Origin of the sequence: Agreia sp. Leaf283 (genome assembly GCF_001422485.1) — a bacterium.
Lineage (GTDB): Bacteria > Actinomycetota > Actinomycetes > Actinomycetales > Microbacteriaceae > Agreia.
Genome location: NZ_LMNF01000004.1, coordinates 1 through 22,658 on the forward strand (window position 1 = coordinate 1; position 22,658 = coordinate 22,658).

Consider the following 22,658-nt stretch of genomic DNA (forward strand, 5'->3'; position numbering starts at 1 on the left):
TCAAGACCGACGCCGTCAAGGCCGGCCTCCTCGTCGGAATCGCCAAGATCACCGTCAACACCAAGTAACACCCCCTCGTTCGTCGAGCCTGTCGAGACGCACACCCTTCGACAAGCTCAGGGAACGAAAAGGTACGAACGCCGAATGGCCCGCCACCGAAGTGGCGGGCCATTCCGCGTTTCACCACCCCCGCACCTTCCCAGCTCGATGATGCAAGGATCGATCAGTGAGAACAGTTCTGGCACTCGTCGCCTCTGCGGCCGTCGCCGTCGCCATCGGCTTCGAGACGACGCAGCTGAACCTCTTCTCCCGCACCGATCGACCGGCGATGCTGGCGGTTCTCGCCGCGGCCTGGCTGTTCTTCGCCCTGGCATTCCTCGCCCTGAGAAAGGTGCCCGCCCGGCACGTGACGTCGGTCGTCGTCGCCGGCGCCGTGCTCATCGGCGGAGCCGCGATGCTCGCCCCGCCCAACACCAGCACCGACTCGGCTCGCTACGCCTGGGACGGCATCGTCGCCACCGCGGGAATCTCGCCCTACGACCACGTCCCGGCATCCGATGCTCTCGAAGATCTGCGGCCCGACTGGCTGTTCCCCGCCGACTGCGACGCCACCCGCCTCAGCGAGACCACCACCGTTCCGAGCGGCGAGCCGCTGTGCACCGCCATCAACCGGCCGCACGTTCCCACGATCTACCCGCCGCTCGCCGAGCTCTACTTCACGGGCGTGCGCGCCCTCGTCGACCCGAGCGTCGAGTACTGGCCGTTCCAGCTCGGCGGGCTCGTCATCTCGCTCGGTGTCACATGGATGCTGCTGGTCGCGCTGCGTCGCCGCGGCATGGACCCGAGGTGGGCGGCCCTTTGGGCATGGTGCCCCCTGGTCGCGACCGAGGCGGTCACCAACTCCCACGTCGATGCGCTCGGAGTGGCGCTCGCCCTCGCGGCCAGCCTGCTCGTCGCATCCGGTCGCCGCGTCTGGGGCGGAATCGCGCTCGGCGCCGCCATCGCCACCAAGCTCATCCCCGTCATCCTCGCACCGCCGCTGCTCAAGAAGCGCCCGCTCACCCTGATCACGGTCTCGGTGGCCACCTTCGCGCTGCTCTACGTTCCCTACGTGGTGATGTCGGGATTCGGCGTGCTCGGCTACCTGCCCGGCTACCTGTCGGAGGAGGGCTACGACGACGGAAGTCGCTTCGCGCTGCTGTCGATCGTGCTCCCCGGATCGGCCTCCATCGTGGTCGCCGCCGCGCTCATCGCGGTGGCGACGGGCCTCGCGTGGTGGAAGTCGGACGCCTCGGCGCCGTGGCTCGCCCAGCTCGCGCTCGTCGGCAGCATCCTCATCATCGTGAGCCCGCGCTATCCCTGGTACGCGCTGCTGATGATCCCGTTCATCGTGCTCAGCCAGCGCTGGGAGTGGTTCGCAGTTCCGCTCGCCCTGTCGTGGCGCATGACCATGCCCACGCTCGCCGTGACGCGCATCGGCCTCGCGGTGGCCGCCGTGGTCGTGATCGGCGCCTGGCTGTACCGGCGCCGACGGGCGCGCGCCGTCGCATCCGGAACCCCGCAGGCGAGCCCACCCGCGACCCCACCGGCGGTGCCCGCGTGACGCTCGGGGCGGTCGGGGCGCCCGGCACGCTCGGCGCGCTCGTGAGGCGGCGCATCGAGATTCCGATCCTGGCGGTCGTCGGCGCCCTGATCGTGCTCATCGGCATCGACACCCCCTCGATCTGGTATGACGAGGCGGCCACGATCGTGTCGGCCACGCGCACCTGGCCCGAGCTCTGGGCGATGCTGCACACCGTCGACGCCGTGCACGGGGTCTACTACGCGTTCATGCACGTGTGGTTCGACATCGTGGGCTATTCGCCGTTCACCCTGCGGCTGCCGAGCGCGATCATCTCGGGCGGCACGGTGGCGCTCACGATGCTGCTGGCCTCGCGGTTCGGAACCCGCGGGTTCGCCCTGCTCGCGGGCGTCGTGCTGATCACGATCCCGCGGTTCACCTGGGCCGGCATCGAGGGCCGCTCGTATGCGCTGACCGCGCTGCTCGCCGCGGCCCTGACCCTGCTGCTGATGCGCGCGCTGCGCTCGCCTGTACGAGACTCGCGCTGGTCGGCCGTCTGGCCGTGGCTCGCCTACGCAGGCGTAGCGCTCGTCTCGGTGGGCGTCTTCGTGTACCTGTCGCTCGTGGTCGTGGCCCACGCGGTGACCGTGCTCGTGCTCACGAGCTCGGGCACGCTGAGCCGGCGCCAGCTGTTCGCCTTCGGCCGCACGGTGGTGCCGCTCGGCGTCGTCTGCATTCCCTTCGTGCTCATCGTGGCATCGCAGTCGGGTCAGGTGGCGTGGATCGATCCCATCAGCCAGCGCACCCTCACCGGAATCCTGATCACCCAGTTCGCGCCGATGAACCCGCCGTTCGCCATCTTCACCTGGCTCGTGGTGCTCATCGGAATCGCCACCTTCATCGTCGCCCGCCGCGCCGCGACGACCAGGGCCAGGGCCGCGCGCGATCTCATGGCGTGGGTGCTGCCGTGGCTCGTCGTTCCGACCGTGGTGCTGGTGCTCACATCGGTGCTGGTCACTCCGCTGTACTCGCCGCGCTACCTCACCTTCCTCGTGCCCGCGCTGGCAATCGCGATCGCCGGCGGAATCGTGGGCCTTGGGCGCCTCACCCGCCGCGCCACGCGACTGCCGGGCGCCGCCCGGTGGCCCCGGATGCGATCGGTTCCGTGGACCGCGTTGGCCGCGATCTCGGGGGTGCTGGTTCTCGCACTGCTGACGCAGCCCTCGTATGTCGCACAGCGCGGAGCGGAGGCGAAGCAGGACGCCTCGTGGTCGAAGGCGGCGTGGCGCGTGTCGGAGGTAGCGGCGTCGTTGCCGGCCGACGCCTCGCCAGCGGTCGTGTTCGGAAGCATCGCGTACCACCCGGCAGCCACGGCACGGGTGGTCGAGTACGCGTATCCGTGGGCCTTCACGTCGCTCGACGACGTGGCTCTCGTCGAGCCGATCGGCGTCACGGATCGGCTGTGGGAGACGGCCGAGCCCGTCGATACCGCGATGCTCGAGGGCGACGACACGGTGATCCTCGTGTCGAGCGGCCGCGACCGCGAGGTGAACGAGGCAGCGATCGAGGGAGCGGGCTTCACCGAGGTCGACCGCTGGCACTACACGAACCTCTGGGTGAAGGTCTACGACCGAACTCCTGTGCCGCTCAAGTAGCCGCACGATGCTGGAGCCGGCGTATCGAGATCACCGATCCGGTATCACAGGACGAACCGAGGGATTGTCGGTGTGTCGTCCCTCCTCCGACGGAGTGTCGTCGATTCATCCTGTTGAACGATTCCGGTTCATCCGTCGGAGTCGGTGAAGGTCCTCCATGTCCGAGACAGCCCGACTGATCGCGGCCAGAGTCGACGGCCACATGTCGAAGATGTGATGGGGAAGAATGCGAAGAGTCGGCCGGCCGAACGCGAACGACTGGAGAGTCTTTCCGTAGTCCCAGCTGATCTGCTCCTCTCCGGTGTGCCAGGCCCGGCTGTCGATATCGAGGCCGACCACGCCATTGATCAGCAGATCCAGATCGCTCGAGCCCGGAATGCCGACCTGCGGCTCGACCACGAAGCCGGCCCGTCGCATCCGCACCCGAACGATCGACTCGGGACCGGAATCGGCCGCGGGATCGAGCTCGACTCTCAGCCTCTGCAATCGACGCGGGAGCGATCTGAAGAGAGATTCGAGATTGTGAGCGTGCACGACCTCCTTCCGCAGTGCGGAGTCGATGGCTGCGATCGCATGTTCGTCGTCGAGGCAGAGCACCGCCTGACGGAGCGCGCTCATCGGATCGGCCAGCCAGTCGTCCGCCCACGACCGCGCCGTTCGAGTGCTCGCGGCGTTCGCGCGCTGCCAGTGCACACGTGGTGGGCCCGGCTCCGCCCAGAAGGTCTTGTCGGTCCGACGGGTCTCGGGACTCCGGCCGAGCGCGGCGATCTCGTCGAGGTGGAGACGAGATGCCGATGGGGGAACGTGGATATGAATCGCCGTGTCGAGCCCGCCCCATACGCCGACACGGCGAAGGGCACTCACACAGCCGACGCGTCCCCCGGCCATCACGGCCCGACGCTGGTCGATGTCGGCTTCCGGGAGCGCGTACATTCCTCGGCGGAGCCTCTCGAGAGCCCCCGAGCGGCATGCCGCATCGATGCTGGCCGGGTCTATGCGTGCCTCGAGGAGTGTTCGTCTCGACGCGACGTTGCCGTTGCGACGGACACAATGCTGGATGAGCCGGAGATCTCTCGAGGAAGCAGTCATTCGAGGATCGTCGTCTCGGTCGACTGGTGGGTGGACCAGAGATCGTCGTCGCGGGGGAGAATCCGCCGAGTTCGAGGATTCGGGAGGAGAAGTCGGGGTCGGATGGTTCCGGACGTTTCTCGTATTACAGGACGAACGGAGGAGTCGTCGGTGTGTCGTCGGTAGAACGACCGAGTGTCGTCAGTTCATCCTGTTGAACGAATCCCGGCCCGGACTCGGGAGTCACTCGATGGAACCCAGGACTCAGACAGTCGGAGCAGGCCCCGTCGTCGACCCCACGTGCAGTTCGCACGTGAACGCGATCGGAGTGTCGGGGCGCTCCCCGGCGAGCAGCGCGGTGACCGCGGCTCCGGCCGCGTGGCCCTTCTCGCTGGCGGGCTGCACCATCGTCGTGAGGTCGTGCGCGAAGCCGTCGATGCGGATTCCGTCGAAACCGATCACACTCACGTCCACCCCGACCACGAGACCGAGCTCCTCGACGGCCTGGATCACTCCGATCGCGAGCAGGTCGGCCTGGGCGACGATGGCGGTCGGGCGCTCCGACGCGGCGACGGAGAGCAGTTCGAGCGCCGCACGCCGACCGTCTTCGGGCGTGTTGTGCACCGACGACCAGGCCGGCGCATCCGGGTACACCTCGCGCGTGCCGAGCAGCCGCTCGCGAGTCACCGACACCGCGATCGGGGTGTCGTCGGTGACGGGGCCGGCGTCGTGGCCGTCGGCCGTGGCGAGCGTGGCGATGCCCACGCGGGTGTGGCCCAACGACTGCAGGTGCCGCGCGGCGACGACGGACGCAGCGCGGTTGTCGAGGGTCACCTCCACGAGCTCGGGGCGAGACGGCCCCTCGACCGAGACGACCGGAATGTCGCGGCGACCGAAGACCTCGATCGAGTGGTCGACGCGGGTCGAGCATCCGAGCAGGATCACGGCGTCGACGGCCGCCGTATCGATGGTCGCGGCGCCCTCGCCCGAGTCGGTGAGTAGCAGCAGTCCGGCGCCCTGCGGGCCGAGCGCGGTGGCGACTCCGTCGAGAGTGATGGATGTCACGGGGTCGCGGAACGCGTACAGCAGGCTGCCCTCGAGAACGACGCCGATCACGCCGCTGCGCCCCTGACGCAGCGAGCGTGCCCGGGGGTCTGGACCGTCGTAGCCCAGCGAAGCCGCGGCGGCGAGCACGCGCTCGCGCGTCGCATCCGACACCGGGCCCGACCCGCTGAACGCGATCGACGCGGTCGAAACGGAGACTCCGGCGGCCTTGGCCACGTCTGCGAGAGTGGGACGGCGGGTGTGTTGATCGCTCGCGGTCATGTTGGTAGCGTAGTCGAATCGATTCGATTTCGTGCGATACCGCTCTTCAACGCATTCAGGACACCCCATGACCACACCCACGAGCGACGTCGCCGTGCATCCCCCGCGTACCCTCGTCGCCTGGCGCAACGCGGTCTTCATCGTCTTCATCCTGAGCGGCGTGAGCATCGCCACGTGGGTGGCTCGCCTCCCGGCCATCCGCGACGGACTCGAACTGAACACGGCCAACGTCGGCGTGCTCATCTTCGGAATGTCCGCCGGATCGGTCGTCGGACTCATCGTGTCGCCCGCAATTCTTCGTCGCTTCGGGCCGCGCGCCGGAATCACGTTCTGCATCTCGCTGGTCGCCACGGGTCTCGTACTCATCGGAATCGGCGGTGGCCTCGTTCCTGCCGTCACCGTCGCCTTCATCGGCCTCGTGCTCTTCGGCTTCGGCAACGGAGCCTGCGACGTGATGATGAACGTCGAGGGCGCCGCGGCCGAACGCGCCATCGGCAAGACCCTCATGCCATTGATGCACGCGATGTTCTCGGGCGGAACCGTGCTCGGCGCCGGCATCGGCGCGCTCGCCTCGGCCCTCGCCATCCCGGTGTTCGCCCACCTGGTCGCCATCGCGGTCATCCTCGTGGCGGTCGTGATTGTCGCCGTCAGGTTCATCCCCCACGATCTGGATGCCGCCGACCAGGCCGAATCCGCAGGCTCGGCCCCGCGCATCCCGCTCGGCCAGCGACTCAAGGCGAGCCTCAAGATCTGGGCCGACGCCCGCCTGCTTCTCATCGGCGCGGTCATGCTCGGCATGGCGTTCGCCGAGGGCAGCGCCAACGACTGGATCGCGATCGCGACCGTCGACGGCCACGAGCAGTCGAACACCACGGGCGCCATCGTCTTCGGCATCTTCGTGGCCGCCATGACCGTTGGCCGCGTCGCCGGAGGGCCGCTGCTCGATCGCTTCGGACGCGTTCCGACGCTGCGCGTCACAGCCATCGTCGGCATCGCGGGATTGCTGCTCTTCATCCTCTCGACCGACCTGTGGGTCACCATCATCGGTGCGATCCTCTGGGGGCTCGGCGCCGCCCTCGGCTTCCCCGTGGGCATGAGCGCCGCGGCAGACGACGAGAAGAACTCGGCCGCGCGCGTGAGCGCCGTGGCGATCATGGGCTACACCGCGTTCCTTGCGGGCCCGCCGCTGCTCGGATTCCTCGGCGAGCACTTCGGCATCCTGAACGCTCTCTACGTGATCCTCGCGCTGCTCGTAGTCTCGTTCTTCGCGTCGCCGGCCACCCGCGAGCGCACGTACGAGAAATAGGCCCGTCGCGAAGTAGTCTCTCCCCATGGCAGGCCGCAGCGAATCCGCGAACTTCGTCGAGGCGCTCGCACGGGGTTTCGACATCATCGGCGCGTTCAGCGACAACCACACGGGAATGTCACTGGCCGAGATCGCCGCGGCCACGAACCTCGCGCGACCCACGGCGCACCGACTGCTCGCCACCCTGATCGAGCTCGGCTACGTGCGGCAAGACGGCTCGGTCTTCGAACTCACCCCCCGGGTACTCGACCTCGGCTACGCGTTCGTCAGTTCGCAGGGGCTGTGGCAGGTGGCGAAACCCCATCTCGAGGCCCTCGTTCACCTTACTGGCGAGTCGTCGTCGATGGCCCAGCTGAGCGGCAGCGACATCGTCTACACGGCCAGGGTCGCTGTGCCGAAGATCATCGCGCTGCGCGTCGAGATCGGCACCCGGTTTCCCGCCGTGGTCACCTCCCAGGGCAAGGTGCTGCTGGCTTGGCTGGCCCCGGATGCGCTGGAGCTCGCCCTCGATGCGCCCAGCCTGTCGCGGGTGGTGATCGCCCATCGAGACCGCGCCGACCTCGATCGCGAACTCGCCCTTGTGCGTGAGCGTGGGTGGGCACTCGCCGACGAGGAACTCGCTCCCGGGGTGCGGTCCATCGCCGCCCCCGTGCGTGACAAATCGGGCACCGTTCAGGCCGCCGTCAACGTCACCGTGCACGCCGCCGAGACGGCGACCTCCGACCTCGTCGAGCGTCACCTCAGCCACCTTCTGGAGACGGCGGCGCACATCTCCGCCGACTGGGCTCGGCTCGAGGCCCGCCCGTTCAGCGAGATTCTCGAGCCGTGATCGGCCATCCGCACGGAGCCCGCATCTGAGCATTGACGCGCGCCCAGCGGAGGCGCATACTTGGCTCGTGTCCGCCTGACGGACATTTGTCCGCAAGACAGATCTGGTGACGATGACGACTCCATCCCCCCGCACGACCCCCCGGTCCGGCCCGCTGGCCGGGCTCGTGGTCGCCGACTTCTCGCGCGTGCTCGCCGGCCCGTACTCCACGCAGCTGATGGCCGACCTCGGCGCAGATGTGATCAAGGTGGAGAGCCCCAGGGGCGACGAGACGCGCGACTGGGCGCCGCCCGAGCGCGACGGCGTGTCCACCTACTTCCTCGGCATCAACCGGAACAAGCGCGACGTCGTGCTCGACTTCGGCGACGAGGCCGACCGGGAACTCGCCCACGAGCTCGCCGCGCGGGCCGACATCGTGATCGAGAACTTCCGGCCCGGAGGCCTGACCAAGTTCGGGCTCGACTACGACTCCGTCGCGGCGCTCAACCCCGCCGTCATCTACGCCTCGATAAGTGGATTCGGCTCGAAGGGCGGGGCGGCGCTGCCCGGTTACGACCTGATCGTGCAGGCCGCATCCGGCTTGATGAGTCTGACGGGCGAACCCGACGGGCCTGCCTACCGAAGCGGCGTCTCGGTCTTCGACATCATGACCGGCATGCAGGCGACGATAGGCATCCTCGCCGCCCTGAACCACCGCAACAACACGGGCGAGGGGCAGCACATCGAGGTGAATCTGCTGTCGACGGCGCTCTCTGCGATGGCCAACCACAGCTCGACTTTTGTCGCCGGTGGCCAGGTGCCGTTCCGCATGGGCAACGCGCATCCGAGCCTGTTCCCCTACGAACCGCTGGCGGCCAGCGACGGCGTGATCGTGATCGTCGCCGCCAACGACGCCCAGTTCGTGAAGCTCGCCACCGCCCTGGGGCTCGCGCACCTGGCCGACGATCCCCGCTTCGCGAAGACCGAACTGCGCAACCGCAACCGCGAAGAGCTGCGTCCCCTGCTGCTGGAGGCCCTCGCGACCGCATCCGTGGCCGAGTGGTTCGAGACTCTGACACGGGCCGGCGTCGCCTGTGGGCCGATCAACACCATCGACGGGGGTGTGGCACTCGCCGAGAGCCTCGGCCTCGAGCCCGTGGTGCTCGTGGGCGAGGGCGAGAATGCCGTGCCCATGATCAGGAACCCCATCGATTTCTCTCTCACCCCGCCCGCCTACCGCAGCGCCCCACCCGCCCTGGGTGCCGACGACACCGAGATCAAGGACTGGCTCAGATCATGACCGACTACCCCACCGGAATCGGAACAAGCGATCTCTCGAGCATCTCGCTGCTGGGGCAGGATCTCAGCGCCGACCTTCTCGGCAAGGTCACCTTCGGCGAGCTGGCGTTCTGGCTCGTCGCCAAGAGGCGCCCCACGGCGGCCGAGGGCCGGGTGTTCGAAGCGGTGCTCGTGTCGCTTGCCGACCACGGCTTCACCCCGACCGCCATTGCCGCGCGGCTCACCTACTACAGCGCTCCGGATTCGCTTCAGGGAGCAGTCGCCGCCGGCCTGCTCGGCGGCGGCTCGCGCTTTCTCGGAGTCACGGAAGACACGGGCCTCTACCTCGACGCGATCGTGCAGTCCCTCGACGCGGATACGACGGCCTTCGACGACTCCGACTGGGACGAGGTGGCGCGCACCGCCCTGCACGCAGCGAAAGCCGAGAAGCGGCGCATTCCCGGCCTCGGGCATCCGGTTCACAAAGACGGCGACCCGCGCACCCCCGTGATCATGCGCATCGCCGAGGAGGAGGGCACCCTCGGCCCCCACCTGCGGCTGTTCGCGGCCATCGGCCGGGTGCAGCACGAGGTGCTCGGCAAGAACCTGCCCCTGAACGGCGCGGGAGTCGCGGGCGCGGCCCTCGCAGACTTGGGGCTGCCCGTCACGATGCTGCGCGGCTTCGCCCTTCTCGCCCGCACGGCCGGGCTGCTCGGCCACATCAGGGAGGAGCAGGTCAGCCCGATCGGCCCCGACGTCTACTACTCGGTCGACCGCAACGCGACGTATGTGCCGCCCCCCGTCGTTCCGCCCACCCCCGACCACTCCGGCGAAGGAGCCTGACGATGGCAGAACTGAGCGCCGTTCTGGCGACCACACACCACCCCTTCTATCTGAAGGCCACCACGGCGCCGCCCGAGAACCGGATGCCCCAGGCCGACGAATGGAAGCGCAAGGTCGAGGCCTACCGCGAGACGCTGACCGTGGCCAAGCCCGACATCCTCGTGATGGTCGGGGCAGACCACTTCCACCAGTTCTTCTCCGACAACTACCCCGCGTTCCTCATCGGCAAGCAGCCCACCTACGACGCGATCTTCTACAACGAGGAGCGCGAGTTCGGCATCCCGCCCTATGTGCTCGACGGCCACGAAGAGCTCTCGGGCTTTATGCTGCAGGGTCTGCTCGACCGCGGATTCGACTTCTCCGTCAGCCACGAACTGAAGCTCGATCACTCCATCATCTGCCCGATCATCACGACCAGGCCCGACGCCGATCTGCCCGTCGTGCCCATCTACACGAACATCTTCGCCCCGCCCCTGCCCAGCCCGAAGCGCTTCTGGCAGCTGGGCAGGGCCATCCGCAGCATCATCGACGAGTACCCCTCAGACCTGCGCATCGCCGCGGTCGGCAGCGGGCATCTGTCGCTCGAGCTCGGAGGGCCGAGGCAGTTCGGCGAGACGGGCCCCGACCCCGTCTTCGACCGCAAGGCGATCGACTGGCTGGCCTCCGGCGACATCGACGCGATCCTCGAGAACGTCACGCACGAGTCGATGGCTGGCGCGGGCAATGCCACGCACGGCTTCATGGACCTCATCCTCATGATGGGCATCGCGGGCTCCATTCCCGCCTCCTACGTCGACGAGCTCGACCTCTTCCACACCCGCGAGATGTACATGACCTGGTACCCGGGAGGCGACCCGCGATGAGCAGGTACTACGTGAACAAGTTCCTCTACCAGGTCGATCGCGACCCCGAACTTCTGGCCTCATACAAGGCCGATCCGGATGGCCTGGTCGAGCGGTGGGAGGCCGAGTACGGCCGGTGGCTGGGCACGGGGAACCGGGTCGAGACGACCAGTTGGCTCTCGTTCACCGACGAGGAGCGCCGCGCTCTCGTGGAGCACGACTACACCCGACTCTTCGAGCTCGGCGCCCACTTCTTCCTCACCCTCACGATTTTCATCGCCCTCTACAACGACGACTACGAGACGAAGTCCGGTCCGCTGGCGTTCCAGCGGGAGTATGCCGTCAAACTCGCCCACTGGCTCGGCAAGGACTACCCGACCGTCGCGCTCTGAGCCATCCGAACACCCCACGTCACGCCCCCCTCCCCGCATCACCCAGCACGACCGCAGACATCGCCGAAGGAGTCGAATCATGTCGCAGAACCCGAACACCCCCGAACCGCCCACCGACGGCAGGCCGATCGTCTTCCGAAACGGAACGGTCGTGACCGTCGACGATCAGCGTCGGGTCCTGAACAACGCCGATGTACTCGTGATCGGAAACAGCATCGCGGCCATCGGCGAGCGGCTGGCCGTGCCCGACGGCACCTTCGAGATCGACGCGACCGACGGCATCCTGATGCCCGGCATGATCGACACCCACCGGCACATGTGGCAGACCGCCATGCGCGGGTACGGCGCCGACTGGACCCTGACGCAATACTTCGTCTGGTACTACCTCGAGCACGGCAAGAGCTTCCGCCCCGAAGACGTGCACGCGGGCAACCGCCTCTCGGCGCTCGACGCGATCGATGCCGGTGTCACGACGACCGTCGACTGGTCGCACGGGCTTCGCACCATCGAGCACGGCGAGGCTGCCCTCGAAGCCCTCCGCGCATCCACGGGGCGGTTCGTTTTGGCGTACGGCAACATCTTCGCCGGCCCCTGGGAGTGGTCCGCCGACCCGGACGTGCTCGCCTTCCTCGCGAGGAACAACACGGGCGCCGACGACCTGAGGTTCCAGCTGGCATTCGATGTGACCGGCGACCCCGCCTTCCCCGAGCGCGCGGCGTTCGAGGCAGCTCGCGAGCTCGGCCTGCCGGTCACCACTCACGCGGGAGTCTGGGGCGCGACCAACGACGACGGCATCCGGCTCATGCACGAGAACGGATTCATGGCACCCGAGACGGTCTACGTGCACGCGGCCACGCTCAGCGACGACTCCTACCAGCGCATTGCCGCCACGGGCGGGTCCGTCTCCCTCTCGACCGAGAGCGAGCTGAGCTGCGGCCAGGGCTATCCGCCGTCGTGGATCCTGCGCCAGCACGGCATCCCGGTGTCTCTGTCGGTCGACACCAGCGTCTGGTTCTCGAGCGACCTGTTCTCGGCCATGCGGTCGACGCTCGGCGCGGATCGCGGGTGGGAGCACACCAAGGCCCACGACCACGGCGACACCGTCACCCACTCGCACCTGCGGGCAGAGCACGTCGTCGACTGGGCCACGCGGGGCGGAGCAGCGAGCCTCGGCATGCAGAACTTGGTGGGCTCGCTCGAGGTGGGCAAGCGGGCCGACATCGTTCTCATCAAGAACGATCACTCGCCGACTATGTACCCGATTCTCAATCCGAACGGGCACATCGCCCTGCAGGCCGGCCGCGGCGACGTGCACACGGTGATGGTCGACGGTGTGATCGCCAAGTACGACGGCAGGCTGCTGGGCGACGACCTCGCCTCGGTGAAGAAGGAGGTCGAGTCGACCGTCGACTACCTGCAGAGCGAGCTCGGCGAACCGGCCTGGAGGCAGGGCATGAACCCCGACGCCCCCGAGGCCAAGATGCTCGACAACCCCTACACCTACACCGAGTACAAAGACGCCTCGACTCATCAGAAGGAGTCGGAGCGGGCAGACGTGACGCTGTGAGACTCCTCGTGCTCGTCGCGAGCGTGCGCGAGACGCGGGTGGGCCGCGCCGTCGGCGACTGGGTGGTCGCGGCGGCCGGCGCTCATGCGCCGCATCCGGATGCCGGGGCGCTCGACATCGATCTCGTCGATCTGCGGGAATTGCGGCTCCCTCTGCACGACGAGCCGCATCATCCGAAGCTCGGCAATTACGTCGGCGAGCCGGCGAAGCGATGGAGCGCGCGGGTGGCCGCGGCCGATGCCGTGATCTTCGTGATGCCGGAATACAACCACAGCTTCTCGGCGCCGCTGAAGAACGCGATCGACTATCTGCACGCCGAGTGGGCAGGAAAGCCCGTAGGCATCGTGAGCTACGGCGGCCTCTCGGGCGGCACCCGCGCGGTCGTCGCTCTGCAGCCCGTCATGGTGAACCTCGGCATGAGGTGCCTGAGCACGAACGTCGAGATCGCGTGGGTGTCGGAGCACGTCGCCGACGGCGTCTTCGCCGCGACGGAGAGGCACGACCGAGCGCTGGCCGCCCTGCTCGGGGACCTACTCGCTGAGCGAGGTGAGGGCAGATCACTCTCGCGGTGACGTACTTACAAATGGTACGTTATCAAGTACCACACTCGGAAAGGGCCCCATGTCTGCGATCACCGCAACCGACGCACGCAAGAATCTCTTCGGCCTGATCCAGCAGGTCAACGACGACCATGCTCCCGTCGAGGTGGTCTCCAAGCACGGCAACGCGATCATCATGTCGAAGGACGACTACGACGCGATGGCAGAGACGGCGTACCTGTTGCGAAACCCTAAAGGAGCAGAGCGGCTGCTCGCAGCGCTGGAGCGCGCGAAGCGGGGCGAGGTCGAACACCACGATCTCATCGAGGTCGAGAGCGAGTGACCCGCCGCCTCGCGTTCGAATCCGAGGGCTGGGAGGACTATCTCTCCTGGCAGACGCAAGACCGCAAGACGCTCAGACGCATCAACACCCTCATCGCCGACATCCTCCGCGGCGACCCTTTCGAAGGAATCGGCAAGCCGGAGCCGCTCCAGCACCTGCTCTCCGGTGCATGGTCGCGGCGCATAGATGAAGTGAATCGACTCGTGTACTTCGTGTCCGAGTCTGAGATCGTCATCCTTCAAGCGCGCGATCACTACTGAGTTAACCCGATACCGTTGACGGGTGCGTCTCGTCATTGCGAACTGTTCCGTCGACTACGCAGGCCGCCTCTCGGCGCACCTGCCGCTGGCCACCCGACTCCTCATGCTCAAGAGCGACGGGTCGATCCTGGTGCACTCCGACGGCGGCTCGTACAAGCCGCTCAATTGGATGAGCCCGCCCTGCTACATCACCTTCGACGAGCCCGACGACGTGCAAAAGGATGCCGGCATCACCCAGCTCTGGAAGGTCACCCAGAAGAAGACCGACGACGTTCTGGTGGTCAGCATCTACGACGTTCTGCATGACTCGTCGCACGAGCTCGGCATCGACCCCGGCCTCCAGAAAGACGGAGTCGAGGCGCACCTGCAGAAGCTCCTCGCCGAGCAGATCACCCTGCTGGGCGACGGGCACACGCTCGTTCGCCGCGAATACATGACCGCCATCGGGCCCGTCGACATCCTGGCCCGCGATTCCGGCGGCGCGGCCGTGGCCATCGAGATCAAACGACGCGGCGACATCGACGGCGTCGAGCAGCTGACCCGCTACCTCGAGCTCATGAACCGCGACCCGCACCTCTCGCCCGTGCAGGGCATCTTCGCCGCCCAGGAGATCAAGCCGCAGGCCCGCACGCTCGCCCAGGACCGCGGCATCCGCTGTGTGGTGCTCGACTACGACGCCATGCGCGGCCTCGACGACAGCGACTCCCGACTCTTCTAGGAGCCCCCATGGCCAAGCGCCCCGTTCCCTTTCCCCGCTCGTACGTGAACACGTCCGTGCGCGACGCCCTCGCCGCGTTCGAGGCCGAGCCGAGCGTGGCCGGCATCCAGAAGGTCTTGTCGCTCGCGACCACGGGCGGGCTGGTCGTGGATGTCACGGGGTCGACCCCCGAGTCCGGCCCGCGTGTGCGCACACTCACCTCCACAGACGGCCAGCTGGTGCTGCCCCTGTTCACGAGCCTCGCCGAGCTGGGACTCGCCGTGCCCGAGGCCGAACGCGCCGACGTGCAGGGAACGATCCTCGCGGGCCGCGATGCCCTCGCGATCGTGCAGAGCGCCGACATCGTGGCCGTGCAGTTCGACCCGGGCAGCCGCCAGGTCATCGTGAAGCGCGCCTTCGTCGACGAGGCGCTGGCGAACTAGGCTCCCACTCATGGAACCAGACAAGAGCGCGCTCAAGCTGCTTCCGAAACCCCTCGTCAACAGCGCCGCCCGCACCGCAACGGTGAACGCGACGCTGGCGGGAGTGCTCACCGTGATCGGCTTCGTCGTTCTCTGGGCGCCGCTCTATCTGCTGCGCGCCGACGGGCAGCTGGTGCTCGCGCCCTTCGTGTTCATCTGCATCCCGGTGATCTGGTACTTCGCGATCCGCGCGATCGTCTTCGCGCGCCGCGGACTGCGCTGGGCTGAGACACCGGATGCGGCGGGAGCCACCGGACTCGGAGTGCGCGCCGCGCGCCGAAGCCTCGTCGGAGGAATCGCCGCAGTCGTCCTCCCGATCCCGCTCTTCCTGTTCGGCGGCCTCCCGCTGACTCTGCTCGGCCTCGCCTGAGCCTCGACACCGCGCTCGGCGAAGCTAGCCGGCTAGCTCACGTGCACGTCGGGGCGCCTCGTGCGCTGAGACTCGGCCCGACGCAGCACCTCGCGCGTCACCGGCGCGACCTCGCCGCCGCCCGTGATCAGGTACTTGAACATGTTCGAGATGGGGTTGCCCTCGGTCCACTCGAAGTAGATATCGGGCACCGTGCCCGTGAGGTCGCGGATAGCGAGCAGCACCGTCGCGATCGTGTTCGGGATGTTGCCGCTCGTCACCTGCAGCACCCGGTTTCCGTGCCGCACGACGCCTCGCACCTCGAGATCCTCCTCGAAGTTCGACGAGTCGGTGGGGTAGACCTCGAGAAAGATCACCGGCCGTCGCGACGGGATTCCGCTGTCTCGCCGCTCCTCTGAGATCTTCTGCTTGTATTCGCTCGCGCTGCCGTCGTCGGGCTCGTTGGCGACGATGAGAACCTGGTCGTAGGCATCCGCGTCGGCCAGCACGAAGTCCTGCGCCGCCGCATCCAACGTGACCGAAGTCGCGCGCAACTGGAACGAGCGCTGCACCCGCGACACGATCGACACTACGAGAATGCCGAGGATGAACAGCGCCGCGATGCGCACACCGTCGGGCCGCTCGAACACGTTCGTGATGGTCGTGTACACGAAGACGATCGCGATCACGCCGAATCCGATCGTGCGCTTGCGCTGCTTCTTGTGCAGGGCCGAGAGCGTCACGGCCACGGATGCCGAGGTGATCAGCACCAGCACGCCGGTCGCATAAGCGCCGCCCTGGGCATCCACGTCGGCCTGGAACACGATCGTGATCACGAACGCGATCAGCGAGAACACGATCACGAGCGGCCGCACGGCTCGCGCCCACTGCGGCGCCATTCCATAGCGCGGCAGGTAGCGGGGCACCAGGTTAAGCAGGCCGGCCATGGCCGAGGCGCCGGCGAACCACAGGATGCAGATGGTGCTGATGTCGTAGATCGTTCCGAACGCGGGCCCCAGGTATTCGTGCGCGAGGTAGGCGAGGGCGCGCCCGTTGGCCTCGCCGCCCGACTTGAACTCCGCCTGCGGAATGAGGAACGTGGTCACGATGCTCGACGTGATGAGGAACGTCGACATGATGATGGCCGCGGTCGTGAGCAGCCGCTGCGCGCCCCGAATGCGTCCGGCCGGGTTCGCCTCGGTGTCGCCGGGCTTTCCCGAGATCTGCGGCATGACCGCGACGCCGGTCTCGAAGCCGGAGAGTCCCAGTGCGAGCTTGGGGAAGACGATGAGGGCGATGCCGACCATCACCACGGGGTTGCCGTGTTGTGCGGTGAGCGCGGCCCACCAGTCGGTGACGACGACCGCGTTCTCGGCGACGTGCCCGATCGACACGGCGATCACGATCGCGTTGAGCACGAGGAACACGGCCACGAGCACCACGGCGATGTTGATGGCCTCCTTGAATCCGCGCAGGAACACCGCGGCCAGCAGGGCCACGAGCACGAGCGTGATCACGACCTCGTTGCCGTGGAACCAGCTCGGTGCGAACGGATTCTCGACGGCGTGCGCCGTCGCATCCGCCGCCGACAGAGTGATGGTGATCATGAAGTCGGTGACCGCGAAGCCCAGCAGCACGAGCACGAAGAGCTTGCCGCCCCACCACGGAAGCAGGCGCTCGAGCATGGCGATCGAGCCCTCTCCGCGGAAGCTCTCGCGGGCGACGCGGCGGTAGACGGGCAACGCCCCGAAGAGGGTCAGCAGCACGAGCACGACCGTGGCGAAGGGCGAGAGCAGCCCCGCGGCGACGGCCGCGATCGCGGGCTGGTAGCCGAGGGTCGAGAAGTAATCGACGCCGGTGAGGCACATCACCCGCCACCACGAGTTCGTCTTCTCGACCTTCGCGGCGTGGGGGCCCTGATGAGAGCCGGAGTCGTCGGTCAGGCCATCCAGAAGCCACGCGCCCAGGCCGCGCCGGCGCACTGTGGAAGTCGTCATGAGTACAGCTTGGCCCCCGCGCGGCTCGGCCGGTGACCGGATGCCGCCGCAGCACTGCAGTCCTAACGGATTCCTAACGGGCGCCACTCGTCAGCCACAGCGCCACGGTCGCGAGCGGCACCGTCAGCAGCACCACGCCGAGGCCGGCCAGCATGAACTTCGGCCACGAGAGTGTCACTCCGAGGCCGGTGATCTTCTGGTGCCAGAGCAGCGTCGCGAGCGAGGCCCACGGGGTGATCAGCGGCCCGAGGTTGACTCCGATGAGCAGGGCGGCGAGGCGCACCGGCGAGTGGCCGATCGGCTCGAGCACGAGGTAGGCGGGCAGGTTGTTGATGGCGTTCGACGAGACCGTGCCGAGGGCCGAGAGCTGCAGCAGGCTCAGCAGGTCGGTGCCCGACCCGCCGATGTTCGAGATGAAGGCCGTGAGCCCGCGCGCGTGGGCCGTCTCGACGAGCACGAACAGCCCCACCGCGATTCCGAGAGGCTGCCAGGGCACGAGCTTCAGGCTCAGGGCGCCGGGGCGCCGGATGCCGAACAGCACCACGATCACCACGGCCGCGACGGTGGCCGGAATCCAGACGGGCAGTCCGGAGACGAGCAGCGGCAGCAGGGCCGCGACCACGATCGCGCTCACGAGGAGGAGGGTGCGGTCGGGCGCCTTCTCCACGGCGGGCGCGGAGTAGCGGCCGCGCAGCTCCTTGCGGAACATCAGGCTGAGCACGATCACCGGCACGAGGATGCCGACCGCGGCAGGAGCGGCGACGAGCGCCGCGAATCCGGCCGGACCACCGACATCCATTCGCCCTTCGGCGAGCAGGTTGGTGAGGTTCGACACCGGCAGCAGCAGTGACGCGGTGTTCGCCAGCCACACCGTGGCGAGCGCGAACGGCAGGGGCGGCAGGCCCGCGTGCAGGGCGAGCAGCACGACCACCGGCGTCACGAGCACGGCGGTCGTGTCGAGCGACAGGAAGATGGTCGAGACCACCGCGAGCGCCAGCACGAACAGCCAGAGCAGGATGCGTCGGCCGCGGCCCCAGCGCGCCAGCCGGCCCGCGAGCGCGGTGAAGACTCCCGCGTCGGCGGCGAGTTCGGTGACGATCGTGATCGCGGCCACGAAGCCGAGAACCGGCACGACACGATCAGCGAGCACGAGGGTGTCGCGCCACGGCAGGATGCCCGTGGCGATCACCACGAAGGAGGCCGCCAGGAGCGAGACGACGACAACGAGTCCGCGGCGACTGGGTGGCTCGGCAGAGGAGGCGGAATCCGGTGCGGCCGTGGGGTGCTGTTCTATGAAGGTGATTCTATGACTGAGTTGCTGACAAGGAGGCGAGGGAGTCCCCAGCGCGTCAGACAGGCGGTCGAGCGCTCGCCAACCTCACATCGTCTGCCCTAGTAGGCCGCGGCGAACATCCAGATCGAGGGGATAAAGCACACGACGGGAGCTAGAAGGGCGAAAACTATTGTCGGAATCCTAAGCCAGCCCGACTCTCTACTTCGGATTGCGATCACCAAGGCTGCCACCCCGAAGAGTGTTCCGACGATGTTGATCCAGAGGACGGCTGCGGCGTATCGCCCAAGCACTTCTAGCCCGGATGCATCGAGTTCATTCGCGTCGTCGAGGTCTATGGCCGCGCCGGTATAGGCGGTTGAGACAGTGATGATATGGATGATAGACACGGTCCATCCGATGAATGTCACGAGCGACAGAATGAATCCGAAGATTGCGATTCGACGACTAGAAGACATAAGTCTTCCCTCCATGAAATCGTTCTCCACTACTGCCACACCGACCATCACAGAGTCGCGGCGACTCCGTTCCTGACCGGTAGGCGAAGACCCTCGATGTTTGGAAAGGCTAGAGCAAGTCAACCAGTTTGGTTCGATCCGTCATTTCCTTGATTCGGCGCAGTGGGAGCCATTCCGCACGGGGCTCGGGAATGAGTGGACGCAGAGGTCCCCGAATCAGCGAGACACAGAAGTTGTAGTCGACCCATGTAATGAACTGTGGAAGGGACTTCGAATACCTGAATAACCACAGAAAAGCCACGATCCAAAAAACGAACGCGAGCGGAATCAACAGGTATAGGGCCAATCCCCGGACGATTGCAAGGATGAAGGCTGGTACATCAGGCATGGTCGGTGGACGCTTCATCGAAGCCCTCCTTCCACAGCTACCGCCGCGATGCCGGCGAGGACGAAGTCGATTCCGTCACTGTACTGCTGCCGGTCGTCGTGCTCGGCGAGCTGGTCTGCCATCCGGCGGGAGAACGGGTGCGACGCGGCGGTCGCCTCGTCTTTCCAGCCTTCGGCGATGTCTCGGAGAAAAGTGCTGCGGTCGAGGTCGCGCGCGAGGCGTGTTGCAGATGCGTGCTGCCCAGCCACGCCGAGCACGAAGTTGAGCAGGCTCGAGGCGGCGGTGAACTGATATCGCTCGTCAACGCCCAGTGCATCGAGATGGGCCCCGATGGCTTCGAACATCTCCAGCAATGCGGCCTGCCAGGGTTCGCGCGAGAGCTGCGTGCCGACCCAGGGATGCGCGTCGAACAGGTCGAAGAACGCCAGCATCACCGCACGGATCCCGCCCTCCGCGTCGAGATCCGTCGGCACGTCTGCGAGCGCGTGAACCACGAGCCTCTGTGCCGCCGCGGCCAGGATCTCCTGCTTGCTCGCGAGGTGGTGGTAGATCGCGCCCGGTCCGGTCTCGAGCGCAATCGACAGGGCTCGGAAGGTCAGCGCCTCCTCACCCTCCGCGTCGAGCACCGCGATCGCGGCATCGATGATGGCGGCCGCCGACAGCGCGTCGGTTCGCCGCGACCGGCGAGCAGGAGTCGGGGATGTCACTCAGCCATCTTGACACAGAATGGAATAGCGTTCCATAATCGCTTTTGGAACAACGTTCCAATAACGAGAGAAGGAAGTCATGAAGAAGAACCAGCCCGGCGTGGTCCTGCGATTCCAGGCGAAGGAGGGCCAGGGAGACGCTCTGTTCAGCTACGTCAACGACCTGCACTACACCGGCGATCCCGATGGCCCGGTCGACTGGATGCTCAGCCGAGACGACGAGAACCCCGACGTGATGTGGGCGTTCGAGTTCTACCGCGACCAGGAGTCGTTCGACCGGCACTACTCCGACCCGTCGCTCGACGAGCCCCACCAGCGCATCTTCGACATGTTGGAGAGTCGGGAGGGCCTGGACTCGTCGATGAGGGTCGACGTGCACGTCGTCTCATCGAGCTGATCGGAGAACAGCCGCCCGGGTCATAGGCCTGCAGCGACGGTCATTCCTCGGATGCGCGAATCGCCTCGGCCGCGACGGCGGCGGCATCCCTCGGCTCACGACCGAGCAGCCGCGCGAGATCACCCGAGGTGCGAGCAAGAAAGCCGTGCCTGACAGCGGTGTGGATCGACATGAGCATGGCCGGCTGGAAGGGCTTCAGGCCGGCCACGCCCAGCTGCTTCCTCCGCCCCTCCAGGGTGATGTCCACCGGCACCACGCCCGCGAGTGCAGCGACCTGATGAGCGGTGATCGGCGGCCCGACGAGCTCATACGTCTGCCCCGAGTGCGCGGGAGGCGACGCTGCGACCACGGCGGCGGCCTCTGCCAGGTCGTCCCGTGAGACGGCGGCCAGGGCGCCTTCGCCGAAGGCCGACGTCAATTGCGACCCTGACCACTGCAGGAGGGAGCCGAACAGCTCGGCGTACATCCCGTTTCGCATGATCGTCCACGACAGCGCACTCTGCTGCAGTCGACGCTCCGTCCACCGATGGGCCAGCGCGAACGCGAGATGATCGCCCTCGCCGACGAGGCTCGTGTAGACCACATGCGACACGCCATCGCGCTCGGCAGCGGCAATGACGGACTCATGCCGCGCGATCACCACGTCGTCCTCGGCCTCGCCAGCCGACACGAGAACCAGGGTGTCGACGCCCACCAGCGAGATGCCGTCGGACCGGTCGAAGTCGAGCGGGCGAGATCCGCCGGCGCCGCTTCGGCTGCTCGCGACCACGGGCACACCGCGGTCGACGAGGTGGTTGAGGATGGCGTGGCCGAGCTTGCCCGTGCTGCCGGTGACGAGGATCACGTGATCGCCTTTCGTGGTTCTTTTCGGTAACTAGGCTGATTGTGTTCCGGTCGCTCGACCCGTCACAAGAAGGCACTCTCATGTCACTCACGAACACCGAAGTAACCGCCGAGCTCGAGCCCTGCGGAAAGGACGAGCATCCGGATTGCGGCATCCGCGACGTTCTCGACCGGGTGGGTGATAAATGGTCGGTTCTCGTGGTGGTCGAACTCGCCTCCGGTACCCGCAGGTTCCGCGAACTGCAGCGTGCCATCGACGGGATCTCACAGCGCATGCTGACACTCACGCTTCGCCGCCTCGAACGCGATGGCCTCGTGGAACGCACGGTCTACCCGACGGTGCCGCCGCAGGTGACCTACGAACTCACCGAATCGGGCAGGAGCCTGACCCACCTGGTCAAGGCGTTGGCGGACTGGTCGATCGAGCAGCGACCCGCCATCGCCGCGGCACGGCACCGCTACGACGCCTCCAATCCGGGACACCCCATCCGGTGACTGCACGAGAGGTGCGCCACCTCATCCCCATAAGATGTCTGCGATGACTAGCCACGCCCCCACCAAGCCCTGGTCGACGATCCTGTTCGATCTCGACGGCACGATCACCGACTCGGCCCCGGGCATCCTGCACCGGTTGGCACGCACGCTCGAGATCCTCGGACACCCCGTTCCGCCGCCCAGCGAACTGGTCAAGTTCGTGGGTCCGCCCATTCTCGACGGCTTCCGGGCCGTGGCCGACATCGATGCCGAAGGCGCGCAGGAGGCGCTCGTCGTCTATCGCGGGCTCGCCGCATCAGACGGGCCCGAGGGCGACAGCGTCGTGTACCCGGGAATCCTCGGTGTGCTGCGCGACATCCACGCCGCCGGTGTGCCGCTCGCCATCACGACGTCGAAGTCGGAGGTGCAGGCCGTGCGCATTCTGCAGCACCTCGGCATCGCCGACCTCTTCGCCACCATCACGGGCTCGAGCGAAGACGAGACCCGCAGCGCCAAGGCCGATGTCGTGGCCGAGGCGCTCGTTCGCCTGCGCGCCGCCGACGTCGACCTCTCGAACATGGTTCTCGTGGGCGACCGGCACCACGACATCGAGGGCGCGGCCGAGCACGGCATCCCCACGATCATGGTCGAGTGGGGCTACGGCTCCCCCGCCGAGGCGGCCGGCGCGATCCACGTGGTGCACTCGATGGAGCAGCTGCGGGCGCTGCTCGTCTAGGGCTGCGCTGTCCGCGCCCTTTCGGCGCATCCGCTGCCGGCCGACCGGGCG

At 67.3% G+C, this 22,658-nt stretch carries 25 protein-coding genes; 18 read left to right on the forward strand and 7 right to left on the reverse strand.

The window, feature by feature from the left end:
- Positions 1-226: 226 nt before the first annotated feature.
- Both ASF51_RS16200 and ASF51_RS16205 read left to right on the forward strand, forming a co-directional pair.
- Entirely contained in the window at positions 227-1,603 is a 1,377-nt protein-coding gene (locus tag ASF51_RS16200; protein WP_055932339.1) for a glycosyltransferase family 87 protein, read from the forward strand.
- Positions 1,600-3,216 (forward strand): hypothetical protein, encoded by a 1,617-nt coding sequence (locus ASF51_RS16205; RefSeq protein ID WP_055932342.1) that lies wholly within the window; start codon positions 1,600-1,602, stop codon positions 3,214-3,216. Before ASF51_RS16200 ends, ASF51_RS16205 begins: the two co-directional genes overlap by 4 nt.
- A gap of 105 nt (positions 3,217-3,321) precedes the next feature.
- Here the strand turns inward: ASF51_RS16205 and ASF51_RS16210 are convergent, their stop codons facing one another.
- Together ASF51_RS16210 and ASF51_RS16215 are read right to left on the reverse strand one after the other, a co-directional pair.
- On the reverse strand, positions 3,322-4,305 hold the full coding sequence (locus ASF51_RS16210) for a type IV toxin-antitoxin system AbiEi family antitoxin domain-containing protein (protein ID WP_082480302.1): 984 nt from the start codon (positions 4,303-4,305) through the stop codon (positions 3,322-3,324).
- A gap of 243 nt (positions 4,306-4,548) precedes the next feature.
- The gene (locus ASF51_RS16215) at positions 4,549-5,610 is read right to left on the reverse strand and encodes a LacI family DNA-binding transcriptional regulator (RefSeq protein WP_055932349.1); all 1,062 of its coding nucleotides are present in this window, start codon (positions 5,608-5,610) and stop codon (positions 4,549-4,551) included.
- Positions 5,611-5,677: 67 nt separating this feature from the next.
- On the opposite strand from ASF51_RS16215, the gene ASF51_RS16220 reads away from it, so the two are divergent.
- The 13 genes from ASF51_RS16220 to ASF51_RS16280 all read left to right on the forward strand — a co-directional run bounded on the left by ASF51_RS16220 (position 5,678) and on the right by ASF51_RS16280 (position 15,337).
- Positions 5,678-6,916, forward strand: a complete 1,239-nt coding sequence (locus ASF51_RS16220; protein WP_055932352.1) for an MFS transporter — start codon at positions 5,678-5,680, stop codon at positions 6,914-6,916.
- Positions 6,917-6,941: 25 nt separating this feature from the next.
- A complete protein-coding gene (locus tag ASF51_RS16225; protein ID WP_055932355.1) occupies positions 6,942-7,745 on the forward strand; it encodes an IclR family transcriptional regulator C-terminal domain-containing protein in 804 nt (267 codons plus the stop codon).
- A gap of 112 nt (positions 7,746-7,857) precedes the next feature.
- Positions 7,858-9,024 carry a CaiB/BaiF CoA-transferase family protein gene (locus ASF51_RS16230; RefSeq protein ID WP_055933516.1) on the forward strand — a complete coding sequence of 389 codons (1,167 nt, stop codon included), beginning with the start codon at positions 7,858-7,860 and terminating at the stop codon, positions 9,022-9,024.
- Positions 9,021-9,845: a citryl-CoA lyase gene (locus ASF51_RS16235; protein WP_055932358.1), complete on the forward strand. Its 825-nt coding sequence runs from the start codon at positions 9,021-9,023 to the stop codon at positions 9,843-9,845. The genes ASF51_RS16230 and ASF51_RS16235 overlap by 4 nt, the downstream gene beginning before the upstream one ends.
- 2 nt (positions 9,846-9,847) lie before the next feature.
- Positions 9,848-10,708, forward strand: coding sequence for an extradiol ring-cleavage dioxygenase (locus tag ASF51_RS16240; RefSeq protein WP_055932361.1), 861 nt, complete (start codon positions 9,848-9,850; stop codon positions 10,706-10,708).
- Complete coding sequence (locus ASF51_RS16245; protein WP_055932364.1) at positions 10,705-11,079, forward strand: hypothetical protein; 375 nt, start codon at positions 10,705-10,707, stop codon at positions 11,077-11,079. The genes ASF51_RS16240 and ASF51_RS16245 overlap by 4 nt, the downstream gene beginning before the upstream one ends.
- Before the next feature lie 79 nt (positions 11,080-11,158).
- Complete coding sequence (locus ASF51_RS16250; RefSeq protein ID WP_055932367.1) at positions 11,159-12,646, forward strand: amidohydrolase family protein; 1,488 nt, start codon at positions 11,159-11,161, stop codon at positions 12,644-12,646.
- Positions 12,643-13,218, forward strand: coding sequence for an NADPH-dependent FMN reductase (locus ASF51_RS16255; RefSeq protein ID WP_055932370.1), 576 nt, complete (start codon positions 12,643-12,645; stop codon positions 13,216-13,218). Before ASF51_RS16250 ends, ASF51_RS16255 begins: the two co-directional genes overlap by 4 nt.
- Before the next feature lie 49 nt (positions 13,219-13,267).
- Positions 13,268-13,528, forward strand: coding sequence for a type II toxin-antitoxin system Phd/YefM family antitoxin (locus tag ASF51_RS16260; RefSeq protein WP_055932373.1), 261 nt, complete (start codon positions 13,268-13,270; stop codon positions 13,526-13,528).
- Positions 13,525-13,788 (forward strand): Txe/YoeB family addiction module toxin, encoded by a 264-nt coding sequence (locus ASF51_RS16265; RefSeq protein ID WP_055932376.1) that lies wholly within the window; start codon positions 13,525-13,527, stop codon positions 13,786-13,788. Before ASF51_RS16260 ends, ASF51_RS16265 begins: the two co-directional genes overlap by 4 nt.
- Positions 13,789-13,810: 22 nt before the next feature.
- The gene (gene nucS / locus ASF51_RS16270) at positions 13,811-14,506 is read left to right on the forward strand and encodes an endonuclease NucS (RefSeq protein ID WP_055932380.1); all 696 of its coding nucleotides are present in this window, start codon (positions 13,811-13,813) and stop codon (positions 14,504-14,506) included.
- A gap of 8 nt (positions 14,507-14,514) precedes the next feature.
- Entirely contained in the window at positions 14,515-14,928 is a 414-nt protein-coding gene (locus tag ASF51_RS16275; RefSeq protein WP_055932383.1) for an SseB family protein, read from the forward strand.
- Between the two features lie 10 nt (positions 14,929-14,938).
- Positions 14,939-15,337, forward strand: a complete 399-nt coding sequence (locus ASF51_RS16280) for a hypothetical protein (RefSeq protein ID WP_055932386.1) — start codon at positions 14,939-14,941, stop codon at positions 15,335-15,337.
- A 32-nt stretch (positions 15,338-15,369) separates the two neighbouring features.
- Here ASF51_RS16280 and ASF51_RS16285 read toward each other — a convergent pair whose 3' ends face one another.
- From ASF51_RS16285 to ASF51_RS16305, 4 genes are all read right to left on the reverse strand, one after another.
- A complete protein-coding gene (locus tag ASF51_RS16285) occupies positions 15,370-17,313 on the reverse strand; it encodes an amino acid transporter (protein WP_055932390.1) in 1,944 nt (647 codons plus the stop codon).
- A gap of 73 nt (positions 17,314-17,386) precedes the next feature.
- The gene (locus ASF51_RS16290; protein WP_055932393.1) at positions 17,387-18,520 is read right to left on the reverse strand and encodes an SLC13 family permease; all 1,134 of its coding nucleotides are present in this window, start codon (positions 18,518-18,520) and stop codon (positions 17,387-17,389) included.
- 185 nt (positions 18,521-18,705) lie between these two features.
- Complete coding sequence (locus tag ASF51_RS16295; RefSeq protein WP_157412195.1) at positions 18,706-19,014, reverse strand: hypothetical protein; 309 nt, start codon at positions 19,012-19,014, stop codon at positions 18,706-18,708.
- A gap of 450 nt (positions 19,015-19,464) precedes the next feature.
- Positions 19,465-20,157 (reverse strand): TetR/AcrR family transcriptional regulator, encoded by a 693-nt coding sequence (locus ASF51_RS16305; RefSeq protein WP_055932402.1) that lies wholly within the window; start codon positions 20,155-20,157, stop codon positions 19,465-19,467.
- Between the two features lie 79 nt (positions 20,158-20,236).
- Between ASF51_RS16305 and ASF51_RS16310 the strand changes: the two genes are divergently transcribed.
- On the forward strand, positions 20,237-20,554 hold the full coding sequence (locus ASF51_RS16310) for a putative quinol monooxygenase (RefSeq protein WP_055932404.1): 318 nt from the start codon (positions 20,237-20,239) through the stop codon (positions 20,552-20,554).
- A gap of 40 nt (positions 20,555-20,594) precedes the next feature.
- On the opposite strand, the gene ASF51_RS16315 is transcribed toward ASF51_RS16310, so the two are convergent.
- Complete coding sequence (locus tag ASF51_RS16315; RefSeq protein WP_055932407.1) at positions 20,595-21,398, reverse strand: NAD(P)H-binding protein; 804 nt, start codon at positions 21,396-21,398, stop codon at positions 20,595-20,597.
- 80 nt (positions 21,399-21,478) lie between these two features.
- Between ASF51_RS16315 and ASF51_RS16320 the strand changes: the two genes are divergently transcribed.
- Both ASF51_RS16320 and ASF51_RS16325 read left to right on the forward strand, forming a co-directional pair.
- Complete coding sequence (locus ASF51_RS16320; RefSeq protein WP_055932410.1) at positions 21,479-21,892, forward strand: helix-turn-helix domain-containing protein; 414 nt, start codon at positions 21,479-21,481, stop codon at positions 21,890-21,892.
- A 43-nt stretch (positions 21,893-21,935) separates the two neighbouring features.
- Positions 21,936-22,607, forward strand: a complete 672-nt coding sequence (locus ASF51_RS16325; protein ID WP_055932414.1) for an HAD hydrolase-like protein — start codon at positions 21,936-21,938, stop codon at positions 22,605-22,607.
- Positions 22,608-22,658: the final 51 nt, after the last annotated feature.